The following is a 14,224-nucleotide window of genomic DNA, read 5'->3' as shown; positions in this document are numbered from 1 at the left end:
ACCATAATCATGAATTACAAGATCACTCTGAGGTACTTTTATTCCAGCTTCCTTCAAAAACTTACGCGCTGTTTTCTCATTTTCAACAATGTAGGTATTTATGGAATTGATGGTATCTACAAGAAAGCTTGTAAAAGATTTATGGGCTGCGTTTTCTGCCAGAGGTACTGGAATAAGAAATAAGGTGCCTTTTGTCATAGATTTTGTTTTGCTTACAAAAGAAGAAAATAATTTGCTGGAAAGCGCATTTGGTGAAGTAAATATTATAAGCAAAGGGTAATCTTCCATCTGAATATAGCCGCTTGCAAATTATTTTTCGTAATTTGTTTAAATGGAAAACCGATTATACATTGGCCTAAATAATACTTAAACCAATAAAATTACGCCATACCTCATAATCGTAATGTAATATTTCTTAAACAGATTAAACTTTTTAGATTATTTGGAACTCAAATTGATAGATAAAGATCGTTAGGTAAATTTAAACACACACACTATGAAAAACATCATCAAATTACCGGCTATTGTGCTGGGGCTTATGCTCCTCTTAACCGGGACCGCACAGCGGGTTATGGCACAAGACGAGGATATCTCCTTGCAATCTTTTTACGACGAATTATCGCCTTATGGCACTTGGATTCAGGATTCTCAATATGGCTATGTTTGGCGACCAGATGTAGAACAAGCAGACTTCAGACCGTATTATTCGAATGGCCGATGGGTTATGACAGAATATGGTAACACATGGGTTTCTGATTACGACTGGGGATGGGCTCCTTTCCATTATGGAAGATGGGTTTATAACCGCTACAGCCAATGGGTATGGATTCCCGATACCGTATGGGGTCCGGCATGGGTAAGCTGGAGAAGCGGTGGCGGCTATTATGGATGGGCTCCTATGGGTCCTGGCATGAATATTAATGTTAACATCAATATTCCGGATCTTTGGTGGGTATTTGTTCCTCAAAGAAATATCTATTATAGCAACTTCCCACGTTACTATTCGCGTAGAAACGTAACTATCATTCACAATACAACTATCATCAATAATGTTTATTCAAGAAACAGCCGTAATTATTATACTGGCCCAAGGGCAGATGACATCAGACGCTCGACCAGACAGGCAGTTCCTGTTTATAACATAGATAGAAGCAGCAGACCCGGCAGAAGTAGTATTAGCGGAAACAAAGTTGAAATCTACAGGCCAAATGGCAGAAGTAGCAGAGAAACTAATGCCGGAAATGTAGCTCCAAGAAATCCGGTTCGTGGCGAAGGGTATGCAAGTCCTAGAACTGACCGCAGCAGCAATGATAGAAGTAATGTTGATGGAAGAGTAACTAATGGTAGGGTATCAAGAGATGGTAGCCAACCAACTGACAACAGAACAAATGAGGGCACAAGAGTAAACAGCCGTCCTGAAAGAGTACAGCAAGAAAACACTTCTCCTTCTCAAAGACCTGCTCGTTCCACAAGAGAGAATCAGGCTCAACCGAGACAGGAAGCTCAACCTCAGCAACAAAGACAGGAGCCGGTTCAACAGCCAAGACAAGAAAGGATTCAGTCGCAACCTAGACAAGAAGCGCAGCCTAGGCAAGAGCCGGTTCAACAACCTAGGCAAGAAAGACCTCAGCCTAGACAAGAACAACCTAGGCAAGAACAGACCAGACCTCAGCCTCAACCTCAAAGATCTGAAAGGGTTGAGCAAAGCAGGCCTTCCAGAGGATCTGAAAGCCGAGGAAATGGGGGCGGCGGAAGAGAAAATAACTCCTCTTCAAGATCATCCAGAAGCGGAAGAGGCTAGATAAATGTTATAAAGAAAAGCCGGCATAAATGTGCCGGCTTTTCCTTTTACACATTCCACACTTTTTTTTCCTTATCTTTGCAGCCTTTTATCAAGCACAACACGCTTAAACTCTTTATGATTAACCCGGAAATAGAAAAACGAAAAACATTTGCCATTATCAGTCACCCCGATGCAGGTAAAACTACATTAACAGAGAAATTTTTACTTTTTGGAGGGGCTATTAATACTGCCGGGGCAGTTAAACGGAATAAAGCAAATCAAAGCAATACCTCCGATTTTATGGAAATAGAAAAGCAACGTGGAATATCCGTAGCTACTTCTGTAATGGGATTTGAGTATAGCAACAAGCGCATCAATATATTAGATACCCCTGGTCACAAAGACTTTGCTGAGGATACTTATCGTACCCTATCGGCAGTTGACAGTGTTATTCTGGTAGTAGACTGTGTAAAGGGTGTTGAAGAGCAAACTGAAAAGTTAATGGCTGTGTGCCGGATGCGTAATACCCCTGTGATCATCTTTATTAATAAGATGGATCGTGAGGGTAAGGATGCATTTGATCTGCTTGATGAAATTGAGAATAAACTTAACATCAGCTTATGCCCTCTTTCCTGGCCTATTGGGCAAGGACATACTTTTAAAGGGGTTTATAGCATTTACAATAATCACCTGAACCTATTTGAACCAGATAAGACTAAGATTAGCGAGCCTGTTATTGAAGTAAGCGATCTGAACGATGAAAACCTGGGTAAGTTTTTAAAGCCGAAGGAGCTTGATGGCTTAAAAGGTGACTTAGAACTGGTAGAAGGCGTTTATGGTAAGCTTGACAAAAGCATGTACACCGAAGGTTTGCTTGCTCCTGTATTTTTTGGAAGTGCTATTAACAACTTTGGTATAAAAGAGCTTTTAGACACTTTTGTTCAGATTGCCCCAAGCCCTAGAAGCCGGGAAGCTGAACAGCGTGAGGTTCTGGTTAATGAAAAGAACTTTTMAGGCTTTGTTTTTAAGATCCATGCTAACTTAGACCCTAAACACCGTGACCGTATTGCCTTTTTAAGAATATGTTCAGGAAAATTTGAGCGTAATAAATTTTACTTCCATACCAGACAAGGTAAAAAACTAAAATTCTCTAACCCAATGGACTTTATGGCCAATGAGAAGAGCATTGTAGAAGAGGCTTGGCCAGGTGATGTTGTAGGATTATATGATAGTGGCAATTTCAAAATTGGCGATACCCTTACAGAAGGAGAACAATTGCAGTTTAAGGGCATTCCCAGCTTCTCTCCTGAAATATTTAAGGAAGTTGAGAATAGAGACCCTCTGCGCACTAAACAGCTGGAAAAAGGCATACAACAGCTTACCGAAGAAGGCGTTGCTCAGCTATTTATACAACAGCCTGGAAACAGAAAAATAATAGGTGCTGTTGGAGAGCTTCAATTTGAAGTTATTGCCTTCAGACTTGAGCATGAATATGGTGCTAAAGCATATTTCAGAACCTTAAGCTATGGCAGATCAAACTGGGTAACATCTAAAGACAAGAAGAAATTAGAGGAGTTCCTAAAACGTAAGCAACAGCATATTGGTCAAGATAAAGATGGCAACCCCGTTTTCCTTGCAGATAATGAATTCATGATCAATATGACCATGAGGGATTATCCGGATATCGAATTTCACAAAACTTCGGAATTCAAATAGCTTTTATTTTAGCTTTCCTAGCGCGGCTTTAATTCTCGGTAACATATCTTTAATATCCTGCAAAGAGCATCCACCAACAGAAGCTCTGAACCAGGCCATTGATTCGTCGTTTCCAAAAGCCGAAAAAGGGACCAGCGCTGCCTGAGCTTCTTTAATTAAGTAGAAATTTACGTCTGCACTGTTTTTAATCAAGTCTCCGGATGGTGTTGTTTTACCTATGTAATCGATTTTAAGCGTCAAATAAATAGCTCCCATCGGAATTACAGAATCCACATTAAAGCCTTCTGATTTTAATTGCTGAAAGCCATTATGAAGCTCATCCAGACTTATTTGAACTTGCTCTTTAAACGAGCCCAGGAAAAGATCAACAAGATTGTTGTTTTTAAAGTACTTAGCTACCGCTACTTGCTCTGCCTTAGGTGCCCATGCACCAATATGACCTAACAATGCCTTCATTTTACTGATAATAACTTCCGGACCAAAAGCCCATCCTACCCTAACACCTGTGGCAGAAAGGCATTTAGAAATTCCATCTATATAGATTACATACCCTTTTAGTTCTGGACGTAAACTTACCGGATTAACATGTGTGCGGCCAAAGGTTAGTAAAGAGTAGATCTGGTCGTATAGGATATATAGGGGCTTTTCGTTTGCTCCTCTTGATTTGTTTTCTTCAATCACCACTTCACAGATCTCTTCAAGCTGCTCCTGAGTAAACATTGTACCGGTAGGATTTAATGGAGAACAGAGCGCAAGTAACGTTGCTCCTTTTAAATGTGGCCTTAACTGATCTGCAGTGGGCATAAAGTTATTCTCTACCGTAGTTACTACAGCTATACCTTTTGCTGATGAAAGGTGACAATAATGATTATTATTCCATGATGGTGCAGGATAAATCACCTTATCGCCAGGATCAATTAAAGCGAGGTAAGTGGCATAGATCAAGGGTCTTGAACCTCCTGCAATTAAAATATCAGATACAGAATAGTTCAATGAATACCTGTCCTTTAAAATGTCTACTACCGTTTCGCGAAGGGGTAAGATACCATCAGCAGGCGGATAATTGGTATGGTTATGATGGTAAGCATCAATAATCTCGTCTTTAAGTTCAGCAGGGATTGGAAAAATCGAAGGATCAAAATCTCCAATGGTCAGGTTTGCAATCTGCGCTCCTTTTCGCTTCATATCATTAACCTCGTTACCAATTTTAATGATTTCAGAGCCTATAAGGGTGTTTGCTAATACTKATACATTCATTTCTTATGCTTTATTTATAGTTAAGATAGCAATTGCTGAATAGCTTCTTTGGTTTTTTCAAATTTAAACTGAGACAGGATCTCGTCCATCATGTCTTCAATATCACTATTGCATAGGTTGCCAATGCTTCCCTCATGAGTATGGTGTATTTCTGTGCCAGGTATAAATGTTCCGTTCTCTATTGACTCACCTACGATTTTATAGGCCTCTCTGAAAGGAGTCCCTTTTAATGCCAATTCATTTACCACTTCTACACTAAACAAGTATGCATACTTTTTATCAGCCAATATATTGTCTTTAACAGTGATGTTTTGCAACATGAAAGTGGTCATCTCCAAACACTCGTTTAATGAGGTAATTGCAGGAAATAGATTTTCCTTTAATAATTGAAGATCTCTATGGTATCCCGAAGGAAGATTGGTGATCATCATAGCAATTTCGTTTGGCAAAGCCTGTATCTTATTGCAGCGAGAACGAATCAGTTCAAACACATCAGGGTTTTTCTTATGAGGCATGATGCTAGATCCGGTGGTTAGTTCATCAGGGAAGCTAATGAAACCAAAGTTCTGGTTAATGAATAAGCAAACATCCATAGCCATTTTAGCTAATGATGCTGCTACAGATGACATGGCCTGTGCCAGAATGCGTTCAGTTTTCCCTCTACCCATTTGAGCATACACTACATTATAATTTAGCCTTTCGAAGCCTAATAATTCAGTAGTCATTGTTCTGTTTAATGGGAAAGAAGAACCATATCCTGCTGCAGATCCTAAAGGGTTTTTATTACAGATCTTCCATGCCGCCAGCATTAATTCCATATCATCAACCAAGCTTTCAGCATATGCGCCAAACCACAATCCAAAAGAAGATGGCATTGCTATCTGCAAGTGGGTATAACCTGGTAAAAGTTTATCTTTATGCGTGTTGCTTAATTCCAGTAGCTGGCCAAATAAAACAGAAGTGTTGCCAACCATTTCTTCGATGCAGCTTCTAAAGAAAAGTTTAAGATCAACTAAGACCTGGTCATTACGAGATCTACCGCTATGGATCTTTTTACCCGCATCTCCAATTCGTTGGGTAAGCAGCCATTCTACCTGAGAATGTACATCTTCTACCGTATCATCAATAGTAAATTTACCGGCTTCAATATCGGCATAGATATTTTTAAGTTCTTTTTGAATTGCCTTAAGCTCATCCGCGGTAAGTAATCCTATACTTTCAAGCATTTCAACATGTGCAAGGGAACCAAGCACATCAAAAGCAGCCATTTGCAAATCCAATTCCCTGTCTTTACCGACGGTAAAGGTTTCAATATCTTTATTTACGTTTACGTTTTTTTGCCAGATCTTCATTATAATCTATTATAGATACCAAAAATACAATTATTTGCCCTTTATTACCGGCTTAAGCATTTCAATATAAAGCTCAATCCCCTCGGCAATCTCGTTTACATAAACGTATTCATCAGCCATATGAGAACGTGCTGAATCGCCAGGACCAACCTTTACTGAAGGGATACTCAACAAAGCCTGATCTGAAGTTGTTGGAGATCCGTAAGTTGTTCTTCCAAGTGCAATGCCCGACTGAACCAACGGATGTTCTTTATCTATTGATGATGGTTTTAATCTTATAGATCTTGGAGTTACTTCACAATCTACATTGGTACGGATAATTTTTAATACCTCTTCATTGGTATAGGCATCTGTTACGCGGACATCTACAGTAAAAGTACATGTAGCCGGAACAACATTATGCTGAGAGCCGGCATTGATGATTGTAACCGACATTTTTAACGGACCAAATACCTCAGAGATTTTAGAAAAGCGGTAGTTTCTGAACCACTCAATATCTTTAAGGGCTTTATAAATTGCATTGTCTCCTTCCTCACGTGCAGCATGTCCCGCTTTTCCCGTTGAAGTACAGTCTAATACTAACAACCCACGTTCAGCAATTGCAAGATTCATTTGCGTAGGCTCCCCTACTATCGCAAATTCCAGTTCACCTAAATCAGGGAGTACACATTCCAAACCGTTGTTACCTGAAATTTCTTCTTCGGCCGTTGTAGCCAAACAAATGTTATAGCTCAATTCTTCCTGATTATAAAAGTAGAGAAATGTTGCAATAAGCGATACCAGGCATCCTCCTGCATCATTACTTCCCAACCCGTATAATTTGCCGTCTTCAATAGCTGCATCATAAGGATCACGCGTATAGCCTGAATTTGGCTTTACGGTATCATGATGAGAATTTAAAAGCAAGGTAGGTTTACGCTTATCAAAGTGCTTATTATATGCCCAGATGTTATTAAGCTTCCGGTAAGTTTTTATATCACGTTGCTGCAAAAACTGTTCAATCGCATCAGCCGTCTTATCTTCCTCTTTACTAAAAGACTGAATGCCTATTAGCTCTTTTAACAATTCTAAACTATCTTTTTGCAGTTGTTCTATCATAAGTAATTATTCTTTAGTGTATAAAGCCCCGGCTTTGATTGCCGATAACTTAATACCTTTAATTAAAGATGAGCTGAAGCCATTATGCTCCATCTCGTTTAATCCTGCTATTGTACACCCTTTAGGGGAAGTAACTTTATCGATTTCCTGTTCAGGGTGTGACTGCATTTGCAATAGCAGATCCGCAGCACCTTTTGCCGTTTGCACAGCCATTTTTAATGCTTCATCGGCATGGAAGCCAATTTCTACTCCACCCTGTGAAGCTGCTCTTATTGCACGTAAGAAAAAGGCAATTCCACAGGCACATAGTGCAGTTGCAGAAGTCATCAGGTCCTCGTTAATTTTAACAACAGCCCCAACAGTTTCAAACATTCTAACGACCTCATCTACGTTCTCTTTAGACGCATTATCGGTGGCCACACAAGTCATGGATTGGCCTATAGCTATAGCTGTATTTGGCATTGCCCTTACAACCTGTACAGCATCTCCCAGTTTATTTCTGATATCAATACAGCTTACACCTGATGCAACAGAAATGAAAACCTGTTTCTTTGGATCAACAGCTGGGCGTATTTGATCTAATAATTGATTCAATTGCTGAGGCAAAACCGCCAGAACAATAATATCAGCCGCAGCAACTACGGCAGCATTTTCGCCGCTAACCATAAATCCCTGATCAGAAAATGCAGTTAAATTAGAAACATTGCGCCTAGTCAAAGTAATCTGACCGGGTTCTGCATAACTCGCCTTAACTAGCCCTTTGGCTAAAGAGACACCAATATTTCCGCTTCCTAAAATGGCAATACTGCCTTTAAACTGGTTCATAATTATCTGATTAATCGGGTTCCGAAATTCTGTTGATCTATTTGTGGCAATTCATCTGCTTTGCCAATATATACTGCACTAACTCCACTTTTTATAGCTTCAAAAGCATTATGTAATTTAGGTATCATTCCGCCCGAAACTACGCCTTCATTTTTCAGGGTTTCAAATTCACCCATTCTAATCACCGGTACTAAAGACTGGTCATCATCAATATCCCTCATTACTCCGCGCTTTTCGAAACAGTAAATTAAAGACGTATCATAAAGGGAAGACATAGCAACAGCAACTGCAGATGCAATCGTATCTGCATTGGTATTTAGCAATTGTGAAGCACCATCATGGGTTATCGCACACAATACAGGAACCAGGCCAGCCTTTAGCAGACTATCTAAAGTATCTGAGGAAACGGAAGTCTCATCAAGATCTCCAACAAAACCATAATCAATATCCTTTACAGGTCTTTTAACAGCTTTTATTATGTTTCCGTCTGCGCCGGTTAAGCCAATAGCATTGCTGCCCTTAGCCTGTAACTGGGCAACCATATTCTTATTAATCAATCCGGCATAAACCATGGTAACTATCCGAAGCGTTTCTATATCAGTTATACGCCTTCCTTCTACCATTTTGGCCTCTACGCCCAATGAAACCCCCAGTTCAGTTGCAATTTTACCGCCGCCATGAATTAAAATCTTATCTCCGGGAAGCGCTGTAAAATCAAGCAAAAACTGATGTAGTTTTTCTGAATTATCTATAACATTCCCGCCGATTTTAATTACACTGAGTTTCTTCATATGGTTACCAGATTATTATAATTTTTCTAACATTTGTTTTAATACGGCCTGTGCTGCCCATAAACGATTTCCCGCTTCATGGATAACCAACGAGTTAGGGCCATCCAATATTTCAGAAGAGAGTTCAAGGTCTCTGCGAACAGGCAGGCAATGCATTACTTTTGCATTATTTGTGCCTACTAATTTCTCATTATTAAGCATCCATCCTTCCGGATAGGTAAGTACTTTTCCGTACTCCTTAAAGCTAGACCAATTTTTAACATAAATATAATCCGCCCCTTTTAATGCTTCATCTAAACTATGTGTAATGGTTGCACCAGGAGTAAAATCTTCACTTAATTCATATCCTTTTGGCTGAGCAATGGTAAAATCAAGCATTCCATCCACTTGAGCCTTACACATCCATTCTGCAAATGAGTTAGGAACTGCCTGAGGCAAGGCCTTAATGTGGGGTGCCCATGCTAGTACCACTTTTGGTCTAGCTGCACCACCCCAGGTCTCTTTAATTGTAACAAGATCAGCTAAACTTTGTAAAGGGTGACGGGTAGCACTTTCTAAACTGACTACAGGAACATTACAATATTTAATGAATTTATTAAAAAAGTCCTCATTATAATCTTCATCTCTGTTTATCAGCTTAGGAAAAGAACGCAAGCCTAAAATGTCGCAATATTGCCCCATTACAGCTGCTGCCTCACGAATATGTTCAACAGTAGTTCCGTTCATTACCACACCATCTTGTGTTTCTAATGCCCAGCCCTCTTTATCCATATTCATCACCATCACATTCATACCAAGGTTTAGTGCAGCCTTTTGAGTACTCAAACGCGTGCGCAAACTTGGATTTAGAAAAACCAGACCAAGAGTCTTATTCTTTCCTAAATGCTGATGCGAATAAGGGTTTTCCTTTAGTGCCAATGCGTCTTTAACCAATTGGCCGATGTCTTGTACATCATTTACTGAGGTGAATTGGTTCATCCTTTTAAAGCAATTTTAAATTCTTTCAAAAATTGATCTGCTTGATCCTTAGTTAAATTTAATGCAGGCAAAAGTCTAATTACGTTAGGCTTAGCTTCACCTGTAAATATTTTATGTTTAAATAAAAGCTCTTTTTTAACGTGTGAAAGGCTTTCAGGAAGGTCTATGCCTATCATTAAACCACGTCCACGTACTTCCTTTACTTCTTCAATTTTCTTTAATTCCTCGATCAGGTAGCTTCCTACTGTTTCGGCGTTTTTCAATAAATCATTTTGTTCAATGATCTCAAGAACAGCCAAAGCAGCTGCGCAAGCAAGGTGGTTACCGCCAAAAGTAGTACCCAGCATACCATGCCAAGGCTTAAATTTTGGTGCAATAGAAATTCCGGCTACAGGGAAACCGTTGCCCATTCCTTTTGCCATAGTGTAAACATCAGCGTTAACACCGGCATAATCATGAGAATAGAACATTCCTGTTCTGCCATAGCCACACTGAACACTGTCTGCTATGTAAACCGAATTATACTGATCACAAAGGAAACGGATCTTTTGTAAAAAGCTTATCGAAGCTTCTTTTATACCGCCAACACCTTGAATCCCTTCAATAATTACAGCTGTAATATCATTTCCAAATTCAGCAAATGCCTGCTCCAGGGCAGCTGTATCATTATGAGGAAGAAAAACAATATTATCGGTTTCATTTACTGGAGCAATAATTTTAGGGTTATCAGTAGCCGAAACTGCTAAAGATGTTCTACCATGAAATGCGCCTTTAAAGGCAATTATTTTCTTTCTGCCATTGTAAAAAGAAGCTAATTTTAAAGCATTTTCATTAGCCTCTGCACCAGAGTTACACAAAAACAATTGATAGTCTGTTTTTCCGGAAACCTTTCCTAATTGTTCAGCTAACTGCACTTGTAAAGGAATCTTAACAGAATTAGAATAAAAACCAACCTTATTAAGCTGGTCGGTTAAACGCTGCACATAGTGCGGATGGGTATGGCCTATTGAAATAACAGCATGTCCGCCATAAAGGTCCAGATATTCTTGTCCTTCAGCATCCCAAACGGTACTGCCTTGTGCTTTTACTATTTCTATATTATTTAATGGATATACGTCGAATAAGTTCATTTTTTTAGATTTTTGCTCCGCGTCATCCTGAATTTATTTCAGGATCTCGAAGTAGCATGGGTTAAATGGTTAAATGGAAATCCGGGATCCTGAAATAAATTCAGGATGACGAAACAACAAATTAAAATGCAGCTGCTTTTAGCCGGAGTCCAGTACCTTCTTCTAATCCAAATATCAAATTCATATTTTGTACTGCCTGCCCACTTGCTCCTTTTAACAAATTATCTATTATACTTACAATAAAGAGTTTATTGCCATGTTTTTCTACATGCACTAATCCTTTATTTGTATTTACCACCTGTTTTAAATCAATATTTCTTTTACTTACATGAGTAAAAGGATGTGATGCATAAAAATCTTCATAGATACGCTGTGCCTCCTCTGCAGTCAAATCACTCTCAAGATACATTGCTGCCAAAATACCTCTTGTAAAATCACCACGTTGCGGAATAAAGTTTAAAACTTCATTAAAACCGGGCTCAAGTTGTTTCAAACTCTCTCCTATCTCATTAAGATGCTGATGTTCAAAAGCTTTGTATACTGATAAGTTGTTATTGCGCCAGCTAAAATGAGAGGTTGAAGCCAAGCTTTGTCCAGCTCCGGTTGATCCTGTTGTTGCGTTGATATGCACTTCGCTTTTCAACAAACCCTTTGATGCCAAAGGCAGTAGTCCCAACTGAATACAAGTTGCAAAACAACCCGGATTAGCAATATAACTTGCCTTCTGTATTGCTTCACGATTTAATTCCGGTAAGCCATACACCCATTTATTTCCGGCATTCACTTTTAGTCTGAAATCCTGACTCAAGTCAATTATCTTAATGCTGCTATCAATAACGTTTGCAGCTAAAAATTTCTTCGCATCACCGTGTCCTACACAAAGAAACAAAACATCAATATCCGACGATAATTCATCTGTAAAGCGCAAGTCAGTATCGCCAAATAAATCTGTATGCACATCCGAAATATGGTTTCCGGCATTACTGTTACTATTTACGAATACAATATCAACAATTGGATGGTTCACAAGAATACGAAGCATCTCGCCACCTGTATATCCTGCACCGCCAACTATACCTGCTCTAATCTTCATGACTGTTTACTTTATGCCAGATCATTACCTGGTTACCAAAAATCTTTGAGAAGCCTTTAACATCTTCGCCACTCCATGCGTTGTTCATTTCGCCATAGCTACCGAATTTATTGCTCATCAAATCGTGTTCTGATTCAATTCCGATAATATTGAAACGATAAGGCAACAACTCAACAAACACATTTCCGCTAACTGTTTTCTGTGTATCGGTTAAAAAAGCCTCAATGTTTCGCATAATAGGGTCGTGGAATTGACCTTCATGTAACCAGTTACCATAGAAAGACGACAGTTGTTCTTTCCATGAAAGCTGCCATTTTGTTAGAGTATGTTTTTCTAGCGTATGGTGAGCTTTAATGATCACCATTGGCGCCGCAGCTTCAAAACCCACACGTCCTTTAATTCCTATAATTGTATCACCTACATGGATATCTCTGCCAATACCATAAGGCTGAGCTATTGCCTGTAATTTCTGAATTGCTCTAACCGGCTCAAAAGTTTCGCCATCAATAGCTACCAGTTCACCCTTAGTAAAAGTTAAAGTTAATTTGCGAGGTGTTGTTACGGAAACCTGAGTTGGCCATGCTTCTTCTGGCAACGTCTCATTAGAGGTTAAAGTTTCTTTTCCTCCTACAGATGTTCCCCATAAACCTTTATTAATAGAATATCTTGCTTTTTCAGCGCTATAATGAACACCATGGTTGCTCAAATACTCTATTTCCGCTTCGCGTGACAGCTTTAAATCTCTGATAGGAGTAATAATCTCTACATTCGGAATGATGATATTAAAGATCATATCAAAACGAACCTGATCATTACCTGCACCTGTACTTCCGTGAGCTACGTAATCAGCACCTATTTTCTTAACATAATTTGCAATTGCAGTAGCCTGACTTACACGTTCTGCACTTACCGATAATGGATAAGTTGCATTTTTTAACACATTCCCGAAAACCAAATATTTAATACAGCTGTCATAATAGTTTGTCGTTTCGTCAACCACAGCATGAGAAGCTACACCTAAAGCATAAGCACGTTTTTCTATTTCCTCTAATTCTTCATCAGAAAAACCACCAGTATTTACAATAACAGAATGCACTTCTAATCCGCGATCCTGGGCTAAATAAATACAGCAAAATGAGGTATCCAAACCTCCGCTAAACGCTAAAACAACTTTCTTCTTCATCTTTATAACAGCTATTTAAATAAAACGGTAAACATTAAAAACAGAGATTTTAAACCTCCTTTATTTTCGGGTTTTGAACTAAGTACCAAGCGTTGCTTAATGCGCATAAAGCGCTCGTAAAGCTTAGGCTTCTTGTGCAATTCCTCTGCAAATTTCTTGGCAACATCATGTTTTTGTTCTACAGGATCATACAGCATTGCAGTACACATGCAATTTTTGCGTTCCTTCATCTTTAGAATTTCGAAGTTCACACAACTTTGACAGCCTTTCCAAAATTCCTCATCCTGAGTAAGCTCTGAATAAGTTACAGGTTCATAACCAAGATCAGAATTGATTTTCATTACAGCCAATCCTGTAGTTAAACCAAAAATCTTTGCTTTAGGATATTTTTGTCTCGAAAGCGCAAAAATCTTCTCTTTAATAGCATGAGCAAGTCCCGCTTTTCTGTATTTAGGACTAACTATTAAACCTGAATTGGCTACAAATTGTCCATGTGTCCAGGTTTCTATATAGCAAAACCCAGCCCATGAGCCATCCTTATGGAAAGCAATTACAGACTTCCCGTCTAAAATTTTATTTGCTACGTACTCCGGAGAGCGTTTAGCGATACCTGTACCTCGAGCTTTTGCCGATTCTGCCATTTCTTCGCAAATTTCTTCTGCAAAGACACGATGTTCAGGAAGTGCAACTTGCACTATAAAATCGTTTATATTCATTAATATGATAACGAAAAAAAATAAATGTTCTGATTAATTGTTTTTTGAGAGGCAATCCTCTGTGGAAATGCGTAGAGACATTACGCAGAGATTTACTCAAATCCGCGGCGTATAATTTTGCCGGTTAGTGGTTACAAAAAAAACGGGTCGCAAACGTTCAATAAACAAACTTCTGGAAGCAATATTTTTTGCTTCTACAATAGAAAGTTTATGGGTCGCGTGCTTAATCATTTTCTGTGTATAATAATTCTTTGAATGAGTTGAGGCGCAAAGGTTTAAATAAATATCGAGTTGTGCAATAC

Annotated in this window: 13 protein-coding genes and 1 pseudogene; 2 read left to right on the top strand and 12 right to left on the bottom strand. The window is 39.0% G+C overall.

Features of this window, described 5'->3' with window-relative positions:
* Positions 1–198 (bottom strand): annotated as a pseudogene (locus AC1DG9_RS14125) (SAM-dependent methyltransferase); the annotation flags it as partial.
* Positions 199–496: 298 nt separating this feature from the next.
* Here AC1DG9_RS14125 and AC1DG9_RS14120 point away from each other — a divergent pair.
* Positions 497–1,801: a DUF6600 domain-containing protein gene (locus AC1DG9_RS14120; protein WP_288883833.1), complete on the top strand. Its 1,305-nt coding sequence runs from the start codon at positions 497–499 to the stop codon at positions 1,799–1,801.
* Positions 1,802–1,918: 117 nt separating this feature from the next.
* Positions 1,919–3,499, top strand: coding sequence for a peptide chain release factor 3 (locus AC1DG9_RS14115; RefSeq protein WP_477634769.1), 1,581 nt, complete (start codon positions 1,919–1,921; stop codon positions 3,497–3,499).
* A 3-nt stretch (positions 3,500–3,502) separates the two neighbouring features.
* Here AC1DG9_RS14115 and AC1DG9_RS14110 read toward each other — a convergent pair whose 3' ends face one another.
* The 11 genes from AC1DG9_RS14110 to AC1DG9_RS14060 form a co-directional block, all read right to left on the bottom strand.
* The gene (locus AC1DG9_RS14110; protein WP_477634768.1) at positions 3,503–4,756 is read right to left on the bottom strand and encodes a pyridoxal phosphate-dependent aminotransferase; all 1,254 of its coding nucleotides are present in this window, start codon (positions 4,754–4,756) and stop codon (positions 3,503–3,505) included.
* 20 nt (positions 4,757–4,776) lie between these two features.
* On the bottom strand, positions 4,777–6,108 hold the full coding sequence (gene argH, locus AC1DG9_RS14105; protein WP_172662252.1) for an argininosuccinate lyase: 1,332 nt from the start codon (positions 6,106–6,108) through the stop codon (positions 4,777–4,779).
* Between the two features lie 30 nt (positions 6,109–6,138).
* Positions 6,139–7,206, bottom strand: a complete 1,068-nt coding sequence (locus AC1DG9_RS14100; protein ID WP_172662253.1) for a M20 family metallo-hydrolase — start codon at positions 7,204–7,206, stop codon at positions 6,139–6,141.
* 6 nt (positions 7,207–7,212) lie between these two features.
* Positions 7,213–8,031 (bottom strand): pyrroline-5-carboxylate reductase, encoded by an 819-nt coding sequence (proC, locus tag AC1DG9_RS14095; protein ID WP_172662254.1) that lies wholly within the window; start codon positions 8,029–8,031, stop codon positions 7,213–7,215.
* A gap of 2 nt (positions 8,032–8,033) precedes the next feature.
* The gene (gene argB, locus AC1DG9_RS14090) at positions 8,034–8,822 is read right to left on the bottom strand and encodes an acetylglutamate kinase (protein ID WP_172662255.1); all 789 of its coding nucleotides are present in this window, start codon (positions 8,820–8,822) and stop codon (positions 8,034–8,036) included.
* A 15-nt stretch (positions 8,823–8,837) separates the two neighbouring features.
* A complete protein-coding gene (locus AC1DG9_RS14085; RefSeq protein ID WP_172662256.1) occupies positions 8,838–9,800 on the bottom strand; it encodes a Rossmann-fold NAD(P)-binding domain-containing protein in 963 nt (320 codons plus the stop codon).
* Complete coding sequence (locus AC1DG9_RS14080) at positions 9,797–10,930, bottom strand: aspartate aminotransferase family protein (protein ID WP_337717041.1); 1,134 nt, start codon at positions 10,928–10,930, stop codon at positions 9,797–9,799. The genes AC1DG9_RS14085 and AC1DG9_RS14080 overlap by 4 nt, the downstream gene beginning before the upstream one ends.
* A gap of 121 nt (positions 10,931–11,051) precedes the next feature.
* Positions 11,052–12,023, bottom strand: coding sequence for an N-acetyl-gamma-glutamyl-phosphate reductase (gene argC / locus AC1DG9_RS14075; protein ID WP_172662258.1), 972 nt, complete (start codon positions 12,021–12,023; stop codon positions 11,052–11,054).
* On the bottom strand, positions 12,013–13,206 hold the full coding sequence (argG, locus tag AC1DG9_RS14070) for an argininosuccinate synthase (RefSeq protein ID WP_048908220.1): 1,194 nt from the start codon (positions 13,204–13,206) through the stop codon (positions 12,013–12,015). Before argG ends, argC begins: the two co-directional genes overlap by 11 nt.
* A gap of 11 nt (positions 13,207–13,217) precedes the next feature.
* Positions 13,218–13,922, bottom strand: a complete 705-nt coding sequence (locus tag AC1DG9_RS14065; protein ID WP_048908219.1) for an N-acetyltransferase — start codon at positions 13,920–13,922, stop codon at positions 13,218–13,220.
* A gap of 96 nt (positions 13,923–14,018) precedes the next feature.
* A partial coding sequence (locus tag AC1DG9_RS14060; RefSeq protein ID WP_477634767.1) for a hypothetical protein occupies positions 14,019–14,224 on the bottom strand: 206 nt, incomplete at its 5' end.

It is taken from the genome of Pedobacter sp. 05L430 (assembly GCF_056397585.1).
This window is presented reverse-complemented; position numbering and strand designations above follow the sequence as displayed.